Source organism: Parafannyhessea sp. LCP19S3_B1 (assembly GCF_052121955.1).
Classification (GTDB): domain Bacteria; phylum Actinomycetota; class Coriobacteriia; order Coriobacteriales; family Atopobiaceae; genus Parafannyhessea.
In genome coordinates this window covers 60,907-77,642 of the sequence record NZ_JBQKDH010000007.1, presented here as the reverse complement: position 1 = coordinate 77,642, position 16,736 = coordinate 60,907, and the positions used below count along the sequence as shown (strand labels likewise).

Sequence of the window (16,736 nt, the reverse complement as noted above, 5' to 3'; positions counted from 1 at the left end):
CCATCGAGTTTGGGGGGAGCACATGCTTCTATCACTAACCGGCGCCGTCTCGCAGGGCATCCTGTGGGGCATCATGGTGCTGGGCGTCTTCATCACGTTCCGCATGCTCGACATCGCGGACCTCACCGTGGACGGCAGCTTCGCCCTCGGCGGCTGCGTCGCGGCGGTCGCCTCGGTCAACATGGGCCTCGACCCGCTCGTCTCGGTCCTTCTCGGCATGCTCGCCGGCCTCGTGGCCGGGGCGGTCACCGGGCTTCTGCACACGCTGTTCGACATCCCCGCGATCCTGGCGGGAATCCTCACGCAGATATCGCTGTGGTCCGTCAACCTGCGCGTCATGGGCAAGTCAAACACGCCCCTTCTGGGCGTCGACACCGTGTTCTCGCGCGTGGCGAGCCTCCTCGGCGTCTCCAACAACGTCGCCACCCTCATCATCGGCGTCTTCGTCGCGGCCCTGTGCGTGGCCCTTCTCTACTGGTTCTTTGGCACGGAGATCGGCTCCGCCATGCGCGCGACCGGCCAGAACGAGGACATGTGCCGCGCGCTGGGCATCGACGTGCGCGTGACGAAGCTGCTCGCGCTCAGCCTGTCCAACGGCCTCGTCGGGCTGTCCGGCGCCCTCGTGTGCCAAAGCCAGAAGTACGCCGACATCAACATGGGCACGGGCGCCATCGTGATCGGCCTGGCCGCCATCGTGATCGGCGAGGTGCTCGGCCGCCTGACGCCCGGCAAGCTGCAGGCGTTCGGCAGCCGCCTGACCTCGGCCGTCGTCGGCTCCGTCATCTACTTCATCATCCGCGCCATCGTGCTGCAGATGGGCATGGACGCAAACGACATGAAGCTCTTCTCCGCCGTCATCGTCGCGCTCGCGCTCGTGGTGCCCGTGGTGCTGGAGCGCAGCCAGGCGCGCCGCGCGTGGCGGAAGGGAGGCGAGCGCTGATGCTGACGCTCACCCACGTCACCAAGACGTTCAACAAGGGCACCGTGAACGAGAAGCCCGCGCTCACCGGCGTTGACCTCCACCTCGAGCCCGGCGACTTCGTAACCGTGATCGGCGGCAACGGCGCCGGAAAGTCCACGCTCCTGAACTGCATCGCGGGCGTCTTCCCGCCCGACGGCGGCACCATCGAGCTCGACGGCCGCGACGTCACGCGCCTGCCGGAGCACAGGCGCGCCGCTGACCTGGGCCGCGTGTTCCAGGATCCCATGCGCGGCACGGCGGCCGACATGCAGATAGACGAGAACCTCGCCCTCGCGGCGCGCCGCGGCAGTCGTCGCGGCCTGGCGTGGGGCATCACGCGCGAGGAGCGCGAGGACTACCACGAGCGCCTGAAGATGCTCGACCTGGGCCTAGAGGACCGCATGACCTCGAAGGTCGGCCTGCTGTCCGGCGGCCAGCGCCAGGCGCTCACGCTGCTGATGGCCGTGCTCAAGCGCCCGAAGCTGCTGCTCCTGGACGAGCACACCGCCGCGCTCGACCCCAAGACCGCCGCGAAGGTGCTCTCGCTCACGCAGCGCCTGGTGCAGCAGGACTCGCTCACCACGCTCATGGTCACGCACAACATGCACGACGCCATCCGCCTGGGCAACCGCCTCATCATGATGCACGAGGGCCACGTGATCTACGACGTCCGCGGGGACGAGAAGAGCAGGCTCACGGTCGCGGACCTGCTGCGGAAGTTCGAGGAGGTCTCCGGCGGCGAGCTCGACAACGACCGCATGCTGCTCTCGTAGCGCCACCCGCCCGCACCCGCAGCGCGCCCGCAGCGCAAGCCAGCGCCCCGAACGTACAACATTCACGGAAATGTTGACGTTCGGGGCGCGTTTTCCCAGTTGGCGAAAATGTGCAGGAAAAATGTTCTACGTTCGCGTACGCCCACCCGCCGGCAGGCACCAAAAATCGCAGCCTACTCCAGCACCGTAAGCGTGCCCTTGTGCAGAAGCTGCGCGCGCTTGCCGCGGGCACCCTCGTCCGGCCAGGTCATGAACGCGTAGACCTAGCCGTTCCTGAAGTCGGCCACCTGTGACACCACCAGGCAGGACTCCTCGGACCAGCCTCACTCTATGGCGCGGATTTGGCGGCGCAATTAGGATTTTTGGGGTGACCATGTCACTTCTTGGCGACCCTTGCCACGCGCTCGACACACACGACAATGCCCCTAACGTAGAACTATATTTTTTAGTTCTACGTTAGGGGCGCGTTTTCCCAGTTGGCGAATCGCGCGCAAATTATAGTTCTACGTTCGCGCGCCACCCGCGCCGCACACCAGGCGCCGCGCGCCGCGCGCTACGCGCGCATGAACGCCGGAGCCACCTCGCGCCCAAGCTCGCGAGACTCCCGCGCCGCGGCCGCGATCTGCTCCATCGCGCGCGCCACGCCGTCGTCCGCGCTCGCGCCCACGTGCCAGCGGGCCGCGCGCGTCGCGGCCTCGTTCGCGTTCGCGACGGCGCACGAGTTGGGGTAGCGCCCCAGCATGCCCAGGTCGTTGTCCGCGTCGCCAAACACGCAGACCTCCTCGTCGGCAAGGCCCAAGATGCGCTGCAGGATCGCGATGCCGTCCGCCTTACCCCAGCCCCTCGGGCTCACGTCCAGCCAGTTCACCACCGTGTTGGGAAACGCCAGGCTCGGGCAGGCCTTAGCCAGCACGCCAGAGAGCTCCAGCGCGCGTTCGTTGTCGCCCATCACCACGATACCGGCCTTCACTACGGGATAGTCCGGCATCTCCCCCGGCTCGTGGCGCTCGCCGCCGCACAGGAAGACGCGCCCGTACATGGGCCCAAGCTCCTCGCGGGTCGCGCCCACCCAGTCGCCAAAGTTGTTGTCACGGTACGTGATGAACGCGCAGCCCTCGACCTTCGCCGCAATCGACTCCGCGCGCCGCAGCTCGTCCGCGGGTAGGGTCTTCTCGTACACCACCTCGCCCAGGTAGTACACCTTCTGGCCGTTCACCAACACGCCCGTGTTGTAGCAGCTCGCGTCCTGGTTGAAGAAACTCGACAGCTCCCCGCGGTCGCGACCGCTCGCCGGCCCAAAGTCGATGCCCTGCTCCTGGCACGCGTGAATCGCGTCCACCGTCCGCTGCGACGCAACCGGCGCGCCAAACGGCACCAGCGTGTTGTCCATGTCAGAAAGAATGAGCTTGATCAAGGCGCCTCCCCTGCCGCGTCCGCCCGCCTCCGCGGGCGCTCCGGCCAATACGATAGCGCCGCGCCACGCCTTCCCGGGCGCGACGCGGCACGTCAACACGTTATCCATCGGCTCCCGCAGGCGACACGGGCCGCAACGCGGCCGTGCGCCCACGGTGCGCCGGGCGAGAAGGGCCGGCCCCCCTGCCCGCTACGCAAACGCCCGCTTCAGCTCGCGCTTCGCCGCAGCGCTCGTGAACGCCAGCACGTTGTCGCCGGCGATGAGGCCCGTGTCGCCGCGCGGGATGATGATGTCCCCCTCACGGTCGATTGCGATCACGACGGCCTCGTCCGGCAGCGCCAGGTCAGAGATCTTCCGTCCCACGGCCGAGGAGCCCGGGCGCACCTCAAGCTGCACGAGGGCGTGCTCGTCCTTGCCCAGGCGCATGATGGTGAACACTTCCTCCATGTCCAGGCCCTCCTGCACGGAGCGCGCCAGCAGGTCCGCCTGGTTGATGCCCACGTCCACGCCCATCGACTCGTTGAACATCCACGAGTTCTTCGGGTTGTTCACGCGGGCGACCACGCGCGGCACCTGGTACTCCATCTTCGCCAGCGTCGACGCCACCAGGTTCACCTCGTCGGAGCCCGTCGCCGCGATGAGCACGTCCGCGCCCATCACGCCGCACTTCTCAAGCACCTCGGGGCTCGTGCCGCTTCCCAGCACGACCTTCTGCCCCGGCAGCTCCTCCTGCAGCTTGCGCACCACGTCGCGCCTGCTCTCCACCACCACGACGGACGATCCGCCGTCCGTGAGTATGGGCGCCAGGTAGCGACCGGTCTTGCCGCCACCTACGATGATGATGTTCATGGCAACCTCCTACTCGCTCTTGCCAAGCATGTGGGCGAACTTCTCCTGTGCGCTCGACGCCACGGCCGCGTACACCACGTCGCCGTGCCCAAGCACCGTGCCGTCCGTCGGTATGGACGTCTGGCTGTTGTGCGAAACGGCGACGATCTTCACCTCGCCGATCGCGCTTATCTCGCGCACGGTGTGCCCCTCAAGCAGCGTGGGGACGTCGGCGCGCACTATCTGCACCTCGCCGGTGCCCACGGAGAGCACGCTGTCCTGCTGGTGGTACGTCAGGAGCTCGCACGCGCGGCGCACGCCCCAGTCCGTCGTGGATATCGTCTGGATGCCCAGGCGGCGGTACGTCTCGGCCTTGCTCACGTCGTACATGCGCGCGATGACGCGCGGCACGCGATACGAGTCGCGCGCGATCCGCGCCACCACGATGTTCGTCTCGTCCGAGGTGGTGCACGACACCACGGCGAACGCGCGGTCTATGCCGGCCTTCTCCAGCACGTCGCGGTCGATGCCCACGCCGCACACCTTGCGCCCGGCGAACCCGTCGCCCAGAAGCTCCAGGCGCTCCGGGTCCTGGTCGACGGCGCACACGTTGTGGCCCTGGCGGTCCAGCTTGCGCGCGAGCCCGGTGCCCATGCGCCCAAGTCCAACGACAATCACGTTCATGATGCCCTACCTTTCGACATTTTCCTGCTCGATGCGTACGCCGTCGCGGTCGATCCCCAGGTGCCTGCGCACGATGGCCTTCCTGCCCTCTTCCAGCGCAAGGACGATCGGGGGGAGAAGAACGAGGAATCCGTAGTCCGCAAGGCCAAGCGGGCAGGTGTGGAACACGCCCTGGAACGGCGGGAACACCGTCAGGAACACGATGAGCGCCACCTCGAACAGTATGCCCTTGTTCACCTGCTTGTTAGAGAACAGACCGACCGAGAAGACCGAGGCAAGCTCCGTGCGGCAGTTCATGACCTCGCCTATCTGCGTGAACACGATGGCCGCAAGCGCCATGGTCGTGGCGCGGACGTACGTGGGGTCCAGGTCCTTGCCGACGCCAAACATGACGGCGCCCATGTGCCAGCCGGCCTGCACCTGCGCAAACACGAACGCCGCGAGCGAGGCGGCCGCGCCCAGGATGCCGTACCACATAAACGCCTTGCGCATGACCTCCTTGTTCAGAAGGTGCTCGTGGGGGTCGCGCGGCGGGCGGCTCATCACGTCCTTCTCGGGTGGCTCGGATCCCAGGCCCAGGGCGGGCAGCATGTCCGTGCCCAGGTCGATGGTAAGAATCTGCATCGTGGTCAGCGGCAGCGGCACGGCGCCGCCGGAAAGCAGGTACACGGCGGAGGGGACGGCCTCGGGGACGTTGGAGTTCAGGATGTACAGCATGAACTTGCGGATGTTCGCGTAGACCGCGCGGCCCTCCTCGACGGCGTGCACGATGGAGGCGAAGTTGTCGTCCGTCAGGATCATGTCCGCCGCCTCCTTGGCGACGTCCGTGCCCGTGATGCCCATGGCCACGCCGATGTCGGCCTTCTTCAGCGCCGGCGAGTCGTTCACGCCGTCGCCCGTCACGGCGACGACCTCGCCCATGGCCTGCAGGTTCTCGACGACGCGGAGCTTCTGCTCCGGCGCCATGCGCGCGAACACGACCTCGCCCTTCAGGGCGCGGCGCAGCTCCTCGTCGGAGGTCTTCTCGAGCTCCAGGCCCGAGAACACCTTCGGATGCGCGCCCTTCACGATGCCGATCTTGCGCGCGATAGAGACCGCGGTCAGGCCGTAGTCGCCGGTGATCATGATGACGCGGATGCCGGCCCTGCGGCACTCGGCCACCGCGGCCGCGACCTCGGGACGGGGCGGGTCCTGCATGACCTCGAGGCCCACGAACGTCAGGTCCTTCTCGATGTCATCGGGGGTGTACTGGCTCATGGACGCAGGCACGCCCGGCTCGTCGCGATGGATGGGACGGTATGCGACGGCAAGCACGCGCAGGCCATCGGCCGCGTAGGAGTCGTTCGCGTTCATGATCTTGGAGCGCAGGGAGTCCGTCATGGGGACGACCTCGCCGTTCACGCGGACCTTGGTAGAGAGGCGCACGACCTCGTTTGGCGCGCCCTTCGTGAACGCGACGCGCGTGGCGCCGTCGATGGGCTCCTCGAGCTGGTGGATGGTGGACATGCGCTTGCGGCGGCTCTCGAACGGCAGCTCGCGCACGCGCGGCATGCGGCGCTCAACCTCCTTGGGGTCGAGGCCGGCCTTCTGCGCGGAGACGAGCAGGCACGCCTCGGTCGGGTCGCCGAGCACCGTGTAGCGGCCACCGTCCTCCTCCGGCGGGAGCAGGCGCGCGTTGGAGCACAGCGCGCCGCCCTCGAGCAGCAGCCGCAGCTCCTCGTCGTCTGCGGCGGCGTACGCCTTGCCGTCGGACTTGACCTCGCCCTTGGGGGCGTAGCCGACGCCGGTGACCTCGTACTCGCGCGCCGGGGTCCACAGGTGGTTGACCGTCATCTCGTTCTGCGTGAGCGTGCCGGTCTTGTCCGTGCAGATGACGCTAGTGGAGCCGAGCGCCTCCACGGACGAGAGCGACTTCACGAGGGCGTTGCGCTTGCTCATGCGCTGCACAGCCATGGCCAGGGACAGCGTGACGGTGGGCAGCAGCCCCTCCGGGATGAACGCGACGACCATGCCGAGCGCGAAGATGAACGACGCCGCGAGGCCGTTGTGCACAAACAGCACGTCAAGCAGGAAGAACGCCACGCCCATGCACAGCGCGAACACCGTGATCTGCTTCGTCAGGTGGTCGAGCTGCCTCTGCAGCGGGCTCTCCTTCTGCTCCATGTTCTGGGTGAGGCTCGCGATCTTGCCAAACTCCGTCGCCATGCCCGTCTGGGTCACGACGACGCGGCCGTTGCCCTCGGACACCGACGTGCCCTCGAACACCAGGTTCGGCATCTCGGCGTTCGTGAGGTTCTCCTCCAGCACCGCGTCGGACGTCTTGCGCACGGGGTTCGACTCGCCCGTGAGCGTGGACTGGTCGACCTGCAGGTCGCTGGAGCGCACCACGCGCCCATCGGCCGGGACCTTGTCGCCCTCCTCCAGCATGAGCACGTCGCCGGGCACGAGGTCCTCTGCCAGGACCTTCTGCTCCTGCCCGTCGCGGATGACGCTCACGTAGGACGGCAGCATCTTCTTGAGCGCCTCGGTCGCCTTGTCGGCCTTGCTCTCCTGCCAATAGCTGAAGCAGCCGTTGATCACGTTGACCAGCCACACGGCGACGCCGAGCTCCGGCATGCCCGCCACGAAGGCGATCACGCCGGCCACCCACAGCAGAATGGCCATCATGTGCGTGAAGTTCGACAGGAACACCAGCACCTTGGACTTCTTCTTGCCAGACTGGATGACGTTCTTGCCATAGCGCTGTTGCCTGGCCTCCGCCTCCTGCGCGCTGAGGCCCGCGGCGGACGTGCCCAAGGCCGAGAAGACCTTGTCGCTCGTGAGCCGGGGAATCTGCGCCACCTGAACGGCGGCGCCCTCCTTGGAATCCTCCACGAAGGCCCTCCTTTCCTAACGGACTTTCCTAACGGAGCGGCCTCGGCACCCGCCGGGGCCAACCACGGCCGGCACGCGCCGGCCAGAGCCGGGTTCGCCCGGCCCGGAGGGAAGAATATCCGTTGCGGCAACCATGCATGCGCACGTTTGCGCGCGAGCACAAATCGCCACGTCAGCGGCATAAGGCAACGTTAAGACTGGTATAAATGCGGCATAAAAATCGCAGGTCGGGGCACGTACGCGCGGCGGGCGCGGGGCGGACGCGGCGCGCCCCGCGGCACACACAGCCGCCTCACTTTCTGACAGATGCGGGATTTGTCAGAAAGTGAGGCGGCAAAAGGGCGCAGGACCGCGTTTTCCCAGGATTTCCCGCTCACTTTCTGACACAAGCGCGATCTGTCAGAAAGTGAGGATCGCAGACGGGTGCAAAGCGCGCGAAAGGCCGCCCCTACACGCTCATCATGCGGTACCCCACGCCCACGTGGGTCTGGATGTAGCGCGGGTGCGCCGTGTCGCGCTCGATCTTCTTGCGAAGCGACCCCATGTACACGCGAAGCGTCGCAAGGTCGCCAGCCTGTCCGGCCGGCCGCCCCGAGGCGCCCCGGCCCGCGGCGGGGTCGTCGTGCGGGCCCCAGACCTGGTCCAGGATGTAGCGGTGCGTGAGGACCTTGCCCACGTTGCGAGACAGCAGGCACAGCAGGCGGTACTCGATGGGCGTGAGGTGGACCTCGGTGCCGTCGAGCGTGACGACGCCCGCGGCGTAGTCGATGGCAAGGCCACCGTCGCGGAACACGGCCGGTGCCGGAGCCGACGCGGGCGCCGCGGCGGGGACGGGGGCGGCACCCGGCACGGACGCGCCGGACGTGACCGCGCCAGCGACGCCGGTCGCACCGGCGCGCGCGGCCGTCGCCATCGCCAGGTGGCGCTCCGCGGCGCGGATGCGCGCGAGGAGCTCGCCGACCGAGAAGGGCTTGCACACGTAGTCGTCGGCGCCGGCGTCCAGCGCGCCAATCTTGTCCGCATCCTCGCTGCGCGCGCTGACCACGATGATGGGCACGACGGACCACGCGCGGATGGCCCGGACGACCTCGATGCCGTCGATGTCGGGAAGCCCCAGGTCAAGCAGGATGATGTCCGGCGCGGACGTCGCGGCGAGCGCGATGGCCTCGCGGCCCGTGGACGCGCTCTGGTGCGCGTAGCCGTGCGCGTCGAGCGTGGCCGCGACGAAGGTGCGGACCTCCGGGTCGTCCTCGACCACGAGGATGGTGGGCGCGGGCGCGCCAGACGCGGCGGGCACCGCAGGCTCGGGCGCGGGCGCAGCCGGGCCGATCGACGTGGCGTCACTACTCATCTGAAACGCCGCCTCCCTCAAGGTCGCTCCCAAGGTCGCAGGCCGGAAGGTCGAAGCTGAACACGCAGCCATGGCCGTCCGTCCGGTTTGGCTCGAGGCGGATGGCGCCGCCGTGAGCCTCGATTATGGACTTGCAGAGCGCCAACCCCAGCCCAAAGCTGCGGCGACCGTCCGCGAGCCCGCGACCCACAGTATAGAACGTGTCGAACACGCGGTCGCGGTCCGCGGGGGCGATGCCGGGACCGTCATCGGTCACGCTTGTGGTGACCACGTCCCTCTCGCCCGCCGCGGGCGCATGCCCTGGCTCGGCGGCGGGCGCGTGGCGCTCCACGCGGACGGTGATCCGGCTGCCGGCCGGCGTGTACTTGACGGCGTTGTTGACCAGGTTGACCAGCACCTGCACCATAAGGCGCGCGTCTACGCTCACTAGGCAGAGGCCACGCGAGGGCTCGGCGGAGAGCACGTGGTCCGCGACCTTTGGGTCCACGTGGCGCAGGGCCTCCTCCACGACGTCGTCCATGAGCTCGAGCGTGCGCGTCAGGCGCACGCCCTCCCCCGTGAGACGGGTCATCGCAAGCAGGTTCTCGACCGTCGCGGCAAGCCAGCGCGCGTCGTCGCGGATGGAGCGCTCCAGCTGCACGCGGCGCTCCGGCGCGAGCGCGGGCGAGGGGGCGGGAGCCGCGGGCGAGGCCACAAGCGGCGGGGCGGGAGCCGCGGCCGGGGCCACGTCCGTCGGGGCCGTGGGCGCGGGGTCGTCCGCCTCGAGCAGCACGTCGGCCGCGCCGCCGATGGAGGTGAGCGGCGTGCGCAGGTCGTGCGATATCGAGCGCAGGAGGTTGGCCCTGAGCTGCTCGTTCTTGGCCAGGACCATGGCCTGCTCGCGCTTCTGCGCCGCAAGCTCGCGGCCCAGGGCCAGGCTCGTCTCGCCCGCGACGGCGCGCGCCATGTCGCGCTCGCCCTGCGAGAGCGGCACGCCCGGCCCCAGCACCGCGAACACGCCAAGGGGGCCGTCCTTCTCGCCTACGGGCAGATAAAAGCCAGATGCGGACGAGAAGAGTGAGGTGCCGTTGCCGGCGGGCTCTCCGTTTTCGAAGGCGCGCATGGCAACCGAGACCTCGATGGGCACGTTGGGCTGGCGCGGCGCGCGGGGGCCGGCGATGACGCCGGTGCCGTCGAGGGCGCCCGCGTCCGGCAGCGGCGCGTCCGTGCCGTCCGGCAGGAACAGCGCGCCGGGCTCGAGCAGGCCGGATTCGTTGGGCAGGTAGAGCACGACGGTGCCGCTGACCAGCCGCGCGAGCTGGCGGCCGGCCTCGCCCATGACGGACTGGACGGAGTCGCAGCGCTGCAGCGCGTGGTTGGTCTGCAGCAGCACGCGCATCATGTGGCTTGCCGCCTGGCTTTCCCGCGCGTTGCGGCGCAGGCGCATTGATATAAGACTTGAAACCAATGCGACGATGCACATGACCGCGAACGTGCCGGGATACTGGCTGCCCCATGCCACAAGGTGATAGCGCGGCTCCGTGAAGAAGAAGCAGAAGAGCGCAACCGAAAGCGCGGTGGCCACGCCGCAGACCACATGGCTTGCCGTCGCGAGCGACACCATCTGCACCGCGAGCACGTAGACGATCACGATGGCGTCTGCGCCGAGGCCAAGGCGGTCGAGCGCCACGCCGGCGAGCGTCGCGAGCGCGAGGTCGACGGCGACGATGGCGAGCTCCGCGAGGATTCGGCGCGGCTTGGGTCCTTCCGTCCAGGCGGACGTCAGCGCGAGCCACCTCTTGGTAACCGACGTTCCGTCCGCATCGACCGCTGGCGTCTGCATCGGCCGCCTCCCGCGTGATCGTGGCGCCGGGTTGGGGCGCCGGGCCTTGTCGCAACAGCGCATATGATATCGCAGGCGGCGCGGCGGGCCAGCGGCGCAGACGCGACGCCACAGGCACGACGTCACAGGCACTACGTCGCTGGCACACACCCGCGGTGAGTTTGCACGGTTTCGTCAACTCGGGCCGGGCGCGTATCCGCGAGCCTTGCGCCGCCGCACACACCTGCGGTGAGTTTGCACGTTCCCGCAAACTGGGACCGGGTGTGTAGCGCCACACCGTCGGCCGGGTCACACACCCGGGGCGACTTTGCACGATTCCTCAAACTCGGGTCGGGTGTGTTGCGCCCAGAGGTGCCCCGCGGCAGAAAGTTGCGGGTGTGTGCACCCGCCACGGTTCGGCTTCCCGCGCAATAGGACGTCTACCTGCATTCATACTGATTCGAATCAGTTTCTGAGGGTACACACCCAGGGGTTTCTCTCATTTTGTGCAACACACCCCGCGTTTCCCGCCACGAGGCACCGTTTTCGGTCGCACACCCGGGGTGACTTTGCACGTTCCCGCAAACTGGAGCCGGGTGTGTGACGCAGCGGGTACACACCCGGGATGACTTTGCACGTTCCCGCAAACTGGGGCCGGGTGTGTGACACAGCGGGTACACACCCGGGGCGACCTAGCGCGTTCCCGCAAGCTCGGGCCGGGTGCGTGACGCGCCCGCCAACGCCTTCCCCACGCAGACGCGCCGCGCGCCCGCCCCAGGCACCAGACATACACACCCCGGCGCTATAATTCCAAGGATGTGCGCCACCGCCAGGCCCGCGGGCCACCCGGCGACGCCCACAACCTCGGACAAGGAGACTCACATGAGCCAGAAGAAGGATCCCAAGGACACCTGCGTGCTCGTCACCGGCGGCGCGGGCTTCATCGGCAGCCACACCGTGGTCGAGCTTCTGCAGGACGGCTACCAGGTCGTCGTGGTGGACGACCTCTCCAACGCGAGCGAGAAGGTCATCGACCGGATCGACACCATCGTCGGCGAGCAGGCCGCCCAGAACCTCACGTTCTACAAGGCGGACGTGAACGACCGCGAGGCCATGGAGGCGGTGTTCGACCAGAACGACATCGACCGCGTCATCCACTTCGCCGGCTTCAAGGCCGTGGGCGAGTCCGTAAGCAAGCCCATCGAGTACTACACCAACAATCTGGGCAACACCCTGGTGCTCGTGGACGTGATGCGCAACCACGGCTGCAAGGACATCATCTTCAGCAGCTCCGCCACCGTGTACGGCGCGCCCGACAGCCTGCCCCTCACGGAGGAGTCGCCCAAGAAGCCCGCGACCAACCCGTATGGCTGGACCAAGTGGATGATCGAGCAGATCCTGACCGACCTCCACACCGCGGACCCAGAGTGGAACGTCGTGCTGCTTCGCTACTTCAACCCCATCGGCGCGCACCCCTCCGGACTCATGGGCGAGGACCCCAAGGGCATCCCCAACAACCTGCTGCCCTACGTGGCGCAGGTCGCCATCGGCAAGCGCGAGTGCGTGCACGTCTTCGGCAACGACTACAACACGCCCGACGGCACCGGCGTGCGCGACTACATCCACGTGTGCGACCTCGCGACCGGCCACGCCGCGGCGCTCAGGTGGATGAACGGCCGCACCGGCGTCGAGATCTTCAACCTGGGCACCGGCCGCGGCACCAGCGTGCTCGAAATCGTGAAGGCCTTCAGCAAGGCCTGCGGCAAGGACCTCCCCTACCAGATCGACCCGCGCCGCCCGGGCGACGTCGACGCAAACTACGCCGACTGCTCCAAGGCGAAGCGCGAGATGGGCTGGGAGGCCAAGTACACCATCGACGACATGTGCCGCGACTCCTGGAACTGGCAGTCCAAGAACCCCAACGGCTACGAGGACTAGGGGTCAGCATGTCCCAGGACCAGACCGCTCCGGCCGCGGCCAACCCGTTCGCGGCCTACCTCGCCAGGCAGCGCCCCCTCATCGAGGGCGCCCTGGCCGAGAAGTGCCCGCGCCCGCTGCAGGATCACGCCCGCGCGGAGCAGGCCGACCTCGACCGCTACCTCTACGCCCCTCTCGCCCGCTTCACGGAGTCGGGCGGCAAGCGCACGAGGCCGGCGCTCTGCCTGCTGGGGGCCGAGGCCGTGGGCGGCCGCGCGCAGGACGCGCTTTCCGTCGCGTGCGCCATCGAGTACTTCCAGTCCGCGGCGCTCATCCACGACGACATCGCGGACAAGAGCGAGCTGCGCCGCGGCGAGCCGTGCGTGTACGTGACGGAGGGCACGGGCGTCGCCATCAACGTGGGCGACCTCGCGCTCACCACCGTGGCGCGGCTCGTCCTGGACGACCGCGGCCTTGCGCCGGACGTGCGCCTGCGCGTGCTAGACGAGGTCGTCGCCATGGAGGAGCGCACGCTGGAGGGCCAGGCACTCGACCTTGGCTGGGCGCGCGACGGCCGCTGGGACATATCGGTGGACGACTACCTGTGCATGGCGAGCCACAAGACGGCCTACTACAGCGCCGCCGTGCCGCTTGCCACGGGCGCCATCTGCGCCGGCGCCACGGACGCGCAGGTAGACGCCCTGCGCGCGTTTGGCATGAAGGCGGGGCTCGCCTTCCAGCTGCAGGACGACCTGCTGAACCTGGTGGGCGACGCCGCCGCCCAGGGCAAGGACTTCCGCAGCGACGTGACGGAGGGCAAGCGCACGCTCGTCGCAGTCTGGGCGCTGTCGCACCTGCCGCAGGGGCCCGCGGCCGAGCTGTCCCAGATCCTCTCGTCCCACGCGACGGACGAGGCACGGCTGGCACGCGCCGTCGAGCTCATGGCACGGTCCGGGGCGATAGACCACACCCGCGCCTTCGCGCGCGACCTCGTGGACGAGGCGAAGTCGCACCTCTCGTCTGCGGACTTTTTGCCTGAGGCCCACAAAGTGCTCCTCGCTATGGCAGACTTCTTTGTTGAGCGCCTGGGATAGGCGCCGCGCATACCCGCGTAAACAGGAGACCACATGGAACCAATCCGAGAGGGCGCCGTCGGCGCCGCTGTCGAAGACATACAAGAGCGCCTCACGTCGCTGGGCTACAAGATCGACGCCAGCGAGCTGGGCGAGAAGAGCTTTGGCCCCTCGACCGCAACCGCGGTGGGGCGCTTCAGGATAGACCAGGACATCCCGCTGGGCGGCGAGGTGGACAGCGCCACGTGGTCCGCGCTCGTGGACGCGTGCTACAAGATGGGCGACCGCACGTTGTACCTGCGCCTGCCCAACCTGCACGGCAACGACGTGCTCGAGCTGCAGAAGTGCCTGAACATCCTGGGGTTCTCGTGCGGCAAGCCCGACGGCTGCTACGGCGTGTACACCGAGGCCGCCGTGAAGCAGTTCCAAGAGAGCCAGGGCATGCTGGCCGACGGCATGGCGTTCCCGGACACGTTCGACGCCATCGAGCGCCTGCACCACGTGTGGGCCGGCAAGCCCGCGGCGGGCCCCCACCCCATGGGCGGCATGGGCTTCGCGCGCGCGGCCGGCGTGCTGGAGAGCGTGCAGATCTCGCTCACCGCGGAGGACCCCATCAGCCGCAACGTCGCGGGCCGCATCTGGAACCTCGCCTCGGCCACGAGCGAGAAGAGCGGGCTGGACATCGTGGAGAGCGTCGCCGCGTCCCGCCCGGACGACGACGTGGTGATAGTCCTGGGCACGACGGACCTGCCTGAGGGCAGCAAGGTCGCGAACCTCACCACCGACGACATAGACACCCTGCCGCAGCGCCTGCGCACCACCGTCGAGAGCGCCCACGCCAACGACGCGCGCCCGGTGGTCCGCCTCGAGCTGCCGCACGGCCTGTCCTACGACGGCACGTTCACCGTGAGCGACGCGCAGACGTTCGCCGTCATGCTGCTTGACGCCATCTGCTCCGCGTTCAACCTGTAGCGCGGCGGCGGGCGCACATCTGATACACTTATCCAACGGCGCGCACGCGCGCCCGGTTGGCGGCGGCCCAACGTAGCGACTACATTGGGGTATCGTCCAAGGGTTAGGACACGGGTTTTTGGTGCCTGGAATGTGGGTTCGAATCCTACTACCCCAGCCAACGCACACACGCCGGAGGGTCCACGCGGGCCCTCCGGCTTTTTCGTGCCGCCGGCACGTCCCGCTTACGCCCCCGCCGGAGGCTCGGCCTCAAACAGGCCGTACGCGCGCACGCCGTCCCTCTCGCACGGCACGGCCGCCACGCCAAACGCGGCGGGCAGCGCGGGGCCGCCCGCGACCTCCGCGGGAGTGCCCTGGGCCAGAAGCCGCGTGGGCCGCTCCCTCCCCAGCACCGCCACCTCGTCGCAAAAGCGCAGGGCCAGGTCGATGTCGTGAAGCACGGCCACCACCGTCATCCCCCGCTGGGCCGCAAGGTGCCGCACCAGCGACATCAGCTCGTGCGCGGCCCTCACGTCGAGGTAGGTGGTGGGCTCGTCCAGAAGAAGGACGCCCGCCTCCTGCGCAAGCGCCATCGCGATGAAGGCCCGCTGCCGCTCGCCGCCAGAGAGCCTGCGCGCGTTGCGGTGCGCGAGCGCCCGGAGCCCCATGAGCGAGATGGCCTCGTCCACGGCGCGCTCGTCCTTCTCGCCCAGCTGCCCAAACGGGCCCATGTGCGCGTAGCGCCCGCAGGCGACGAGATCCCTCACCTGCATGGACGGGGTCCTGTGCACCTGCGGCAGAAGCGCGATGCGACCGGCGCGCTCCCGGGCGGGAAGCGCCGCCACCGGCTCGCCGCCCACGAGCACCGTTCCGCGCGCCGGCATACCAAGGCCGTCCGCGAAGCCCAGGAGCGTCGACTTGCCGCAGCCGTTGGGGCCAAGGACGCCAAGCACCTCTCCCTTGGGAACGGCGAGGTCGAGGCCGTCGAAGAGCGGGCGCGCGCCGCAGCGGCACGCGATGTCGCGGAACTCGAGCGCCGGGGTCGCGTCACTCATCGCGGTACCCCCTTCCCCGCATGAGTAGCCAGACGAAGAACGGGCCCCCCATGAGCGCCATGAGGATGCCGACCGGCAGCTCGTACGGCGCGAACGCCGTGCGTGCCACCACGTCAGCCAGGACGGTGAACGTGGCGCCCCACAGCGCGGAGACCGGGATGACGCGGCGCAGGTCGTATCCGACGAAGCGCTTCGCCACGTGCGGGACCATGAGGCCGACGAAGCCGATGAGGCCGCAGAAGCTGACGGCGGCGCCCGCGAGCAGCGACGCGCACGCCAGGCCGGCGGCCCGGAGCGCCCGCACGTGCACGCCGAGCGCGTGGGCGGTCTCGTGTCCCAGGGCGAGCACGTTGATGCGAGCCGCGAGGGCAAGGGCGACCGCCATGCCCGCCGCGATGAGCGCCGCAGGGGCCGCGAGGCTTCCCAGCACGACGCCCGAGAGGCCGCCCACCAGGTAGGACGAGGAGCCGACGTACGCGTTGGGCGCGACCGTGAGCACGAGGTTCATCCCCGCGCCGAACACGGCGTTCACCGCGACGCCCGCGAGCACGACTGTGAGGCGCGACACGCCGGCGCGCGAGGACACCGCGAGAATCAGGCCGGATGCGAGGAGCGCCCCCAAGAACGCCGCCACCGGCAGCGGGACGGGCACGGCCACGCCCGCCGTCGCGAGCGCCGCGACGAGAAGGACCGCCATCCCGGCCCCGGAGTTGACGCCGATGACGTTGGGGCTTGCGAGCGGGTTGTCGAGCACGGCCTGGATGAGCGCGCCCGACGACGCGAACGCGGCGCCCGCGAGCAGGCCGCCCAGCACGCGCGGGATGCGGATCGAGACGAGGATGCTCCGGGCGGTGCCCGTCAGGCGGTCGCCCGTGAGCAGGGCGAGCACGTCCGCGACGCCGACACCGGACGCCCCGAGCACGAGGCCGGCAAGGGCCGCGGCGGCGAGCGCCGCAAGCGAGAGGAGCGCGAACGCGGGCAAGCGCCCGCCCCGGGGGCGCGCCGCCTGCGTCGTGTTGGACCCGGACCTACCCATTGCCTCGCTTCCCATCGC

General features: G+C 69.0%; 13 protein-coding genes and 1 tRNA gene. 6 read left to right on the top strand and 8 right to left on the bottom strand.

The features are described from left to right. Nucleotides 1-22 precede the first annotated feature (22 nt). Both ACTQWE_RS05000 and ACTQWE_RS04995 read left to right on the top strand, forming a co-directional pair. On the top strand, nt 23-940 hold the full coding sequence (locus tag ACTQWE_RS05000) for an ABC transporter permease (RefSeq protein ID WP_304119813.1): 918 nt from the start codon (nt 23-25) through the stop codon (nt 938-940). Then, entirely contained in the window at nt 940-1,734 is a 795-nt protein-coding gene (locus tag ACTQWE_RS04995; RefSeq protein ID WP_441856588.1) for an ABC transporter ATP-binding protein, read from the top strand. The genes ACTQWE_RS05000 and ACTQWE_RS04995 overlap by 1 nt, the downstream gene beginning before the upstream one ends. Nucleotides 1,735-2,287: 553 nt before the next feature. Here ACTQWE_RS04995 and ACTQWE_RS04990 read toward each other — a convergent pair. The 6 genes from ACTQWE_RS04990 to ACTQWE_RS04965 form a co-directional block, all read right to left on the bottom strand. After that, the gene (locus ACTQWE_RS04990) at nt 2,288-3,148 is read right to left on the bottom strand and encodes an HAD family hydrolase (RefSeq protein ID WP_441921334.1); all 861 of its coding nucleotides are present in this window, start codon (nt 3,146-3,148) and stop codon (nt 2,288-2,290) included. A 189-nt stretch (nt 3,149-3,337) separates the two neighbouring features. After that, the gene (locus ACTQWE_RS04985; RefSeq protein ID WP_441921332.1) at nt 3,338-3,997 is read right to left on the bottom strand and encodes a potassium channel family protein; all 660 of its coding nucleotides are present in this window, start codon (nt 3,995-3,997) and stop codon (nt 3,338-3,340) included. 9 nt (nt 3,998-4,006) lie between these two features. Further along, the gene (locus tag ACTQWE_RS04980; RefSeq protein WP_441921330.1) at nt 4,007-4,660 is read right to left on the bottom strand and encodes a potassium channel family protein; all 654 of its coding nucleotides are present in this window, start codon (nt 4,658-4,660) and stop codon (nt 4,007-4,009) included. Nucleotides 4,661-4,666: 6 nt separating this feature from the next. After that, a complete protein-coding gene (locus ACTQWE_RS04975; RefSeq protein WP_441856593.1) occupies nt 4,667-7,534 on the bottom strand; it encodes a cation-translocating P-type ATPase in 2,868 nt (955 codons plus the stop codon). 448 nt (nt 7,535-7,982) lie between these two features. Continuing rightward, on the bottom strand, nt 7,983-8,885 hold the full coding sequence (locus tag ACTQWE_RS04970; protein ID WP_441856594.1) for a response regulator: 903 nt from the start codon (nt 8,883-8,885) through the stop codon (nt 7,983-7,985). After that, a complete protein-coding gene (locus ACTQWE_RS04965; protein WP_441856595.1) occupies nt 8,878-10,707 on the bottom strand; it encodes a sensor histidine kinase in 1,830 nt (609 codons plus the stop codon). Before ACTQWE_RS04965 ends, ACTQWE_RS04970 begins: the two co-directional genes overlap by 8 nt. Before the next feature lie 861 nt (nt 10,708-11,568). Between ACTQWE_RS04965 and galE the strand changes: the two genes are divergently transcribed. From galE to ACTQWE_RS04945, 4 genes are all read left to right on the top strand, one after another. After that, entirely contained in the window at nt 11,569-12,624 is a 1,056-nt protein-coding gene (gene galE / locus ACTQWE_RS04960; protein WP_373577133.1) for a UDP-glucose 4-epimerase GalE, read from the top strand. 8 nt (nt 12,625-12,632) lie between these two features. Further along, on the top strand, nt 12,633-13,697 hold the full coding sequence (locus ACTQWE_RS04955) for a polyprenyl synthetase family protein (protein ID WP_170102958.1): 1,065 nt from the start codon (nt 12,633-12,635) through the stop codon (nt 13,695-13,697). A 33-nt stretch (nt 13,698-13,730) separates the two neighbouring features. Further along, on the top strand, nt 13,731-14,648 hold the full coding sequence (locus ACTQWE_RS04950) for a peptidoglycan-binding domain-containing protein (protein WP_441921327.1): 918 nt from the start codon (nt 13,731-13,733) through the stop codon (nt 14,646-14,648). Between the two features lie 85 nt (nt 14,649-14,733). Next, nucleotides 14,734-14,808: transfer RNA gene (locus ACTQWE_RS04945), tRNA-Gln, on the top strand. 64 nt (nt 14,809-14,872) lie between these two features. Here the strand turns inward: ACTQWE_RS04945 and ACTQWE_RS04940 are convergent. Then, entirely contained in the window at nt 14,873-15,682 is an 810-nt protein-coding gene (locus tag ACTQWE_RS04940) for an ABC transporter ATP-binding protein (RefSeq protein WP_441921325.1), read from the bottom strand. Continuing rightward, the gene (locus ACTQWE_RS04935) at nt 15,675-16,718 is read right to left on the bottom strand and encodes a FecCD family ABC transporter permease (RefSeq protein ID WP_441921323.1); all 1,044 of its coding nucleotides are present in this window, start codon (nt 16,716-16,718) and stop codon (nt 15,675-15,677) included. The genes ACTQWE_RS04940 and ACTQWE_RS04935 overlap by 8 nt, the downstream gene beginning before the upstream one ends. Nucleotides 16,719-16,736: the final 18 nt, after the last annotated feature.

Coding starts and splice junctions, on each gene's coding strand:
- ACTQWE_RS05000 (WP_304119813.1), top strand. CDS start 23: ATGCTTCTATCACTAACCGGCGCCGTCTCGCAGGGCATCCTGTGGGGC.
- ACTQWE_RS04995 (WP_441856588.1), top strand. CDS start 940: ATGCTGACGCTCACCCACGTCACCAAGACGTTCAACAAGGGCACCGTG.
- ACTQWE_RS04985 (WP_441921332.1), bottom strand. CDS start 3,997: ATGAACATCATCATCGTAGGTGGCGGCAAGACCGGTCGCTACCTGGCG.
- ACTQWE_RS04980 (WP_441921330.1), bottom strand. CDS start 4,660: ATGAACGTGATTGTCGTTGGACTTGGGCGCATGGGCACCGGGCTCGCG.
- ACTQWE_RS04970 (WP_441856594.1), bottom strand. CDS start 8,885: ATGAGTAGTGACGCCACGTCGATCGGCCCGGCTGCGCCCGCGCCCGAG.
- ACTQWE_RS04965 (WP_441856595.1), bottom strand. CDS start 10,707: ATGCAGACGCCAGCGGTCGATGCGGACGGAACGTCGGTTACCAAGAGG.
- galE (WP_373577133.1), top strand. CDS start 11,569: ATGAGCCAGAAGAAGGATCCCAAGGACACCTGCGTGCTCGTCACCGGC.
- ACTQWE_RS04955 (WP_170102958.1), top strand. CDS start 12,633: ATGTCCCAGGACCAGACCGCTCCGGCCGCGGCCAACCCGTTCGCGGCC.
- ACTQWE_RS04950 (WP_441921327.1), top strand. CDS start 13,731: ATGGAACCAATCCGAGAGGGCGCCGTCGGCGCCGCTGTCGAAGACATA.
- ACTQWE_RS04940 (WP_441921325.1), bottom strand. CDS start 15,682: ATGAGTGACGCGACCCCGGCGCTCGAGTTCCGCGACATCGCGTGCCGC.
- ACTQWE_RS04935 (WP_441921323.1), bottom strand. CDS start 16,718: ATGGGTAGGTCCGGGTCCAACACGACGCAGGCGGCGCGCCCCCGGGGC.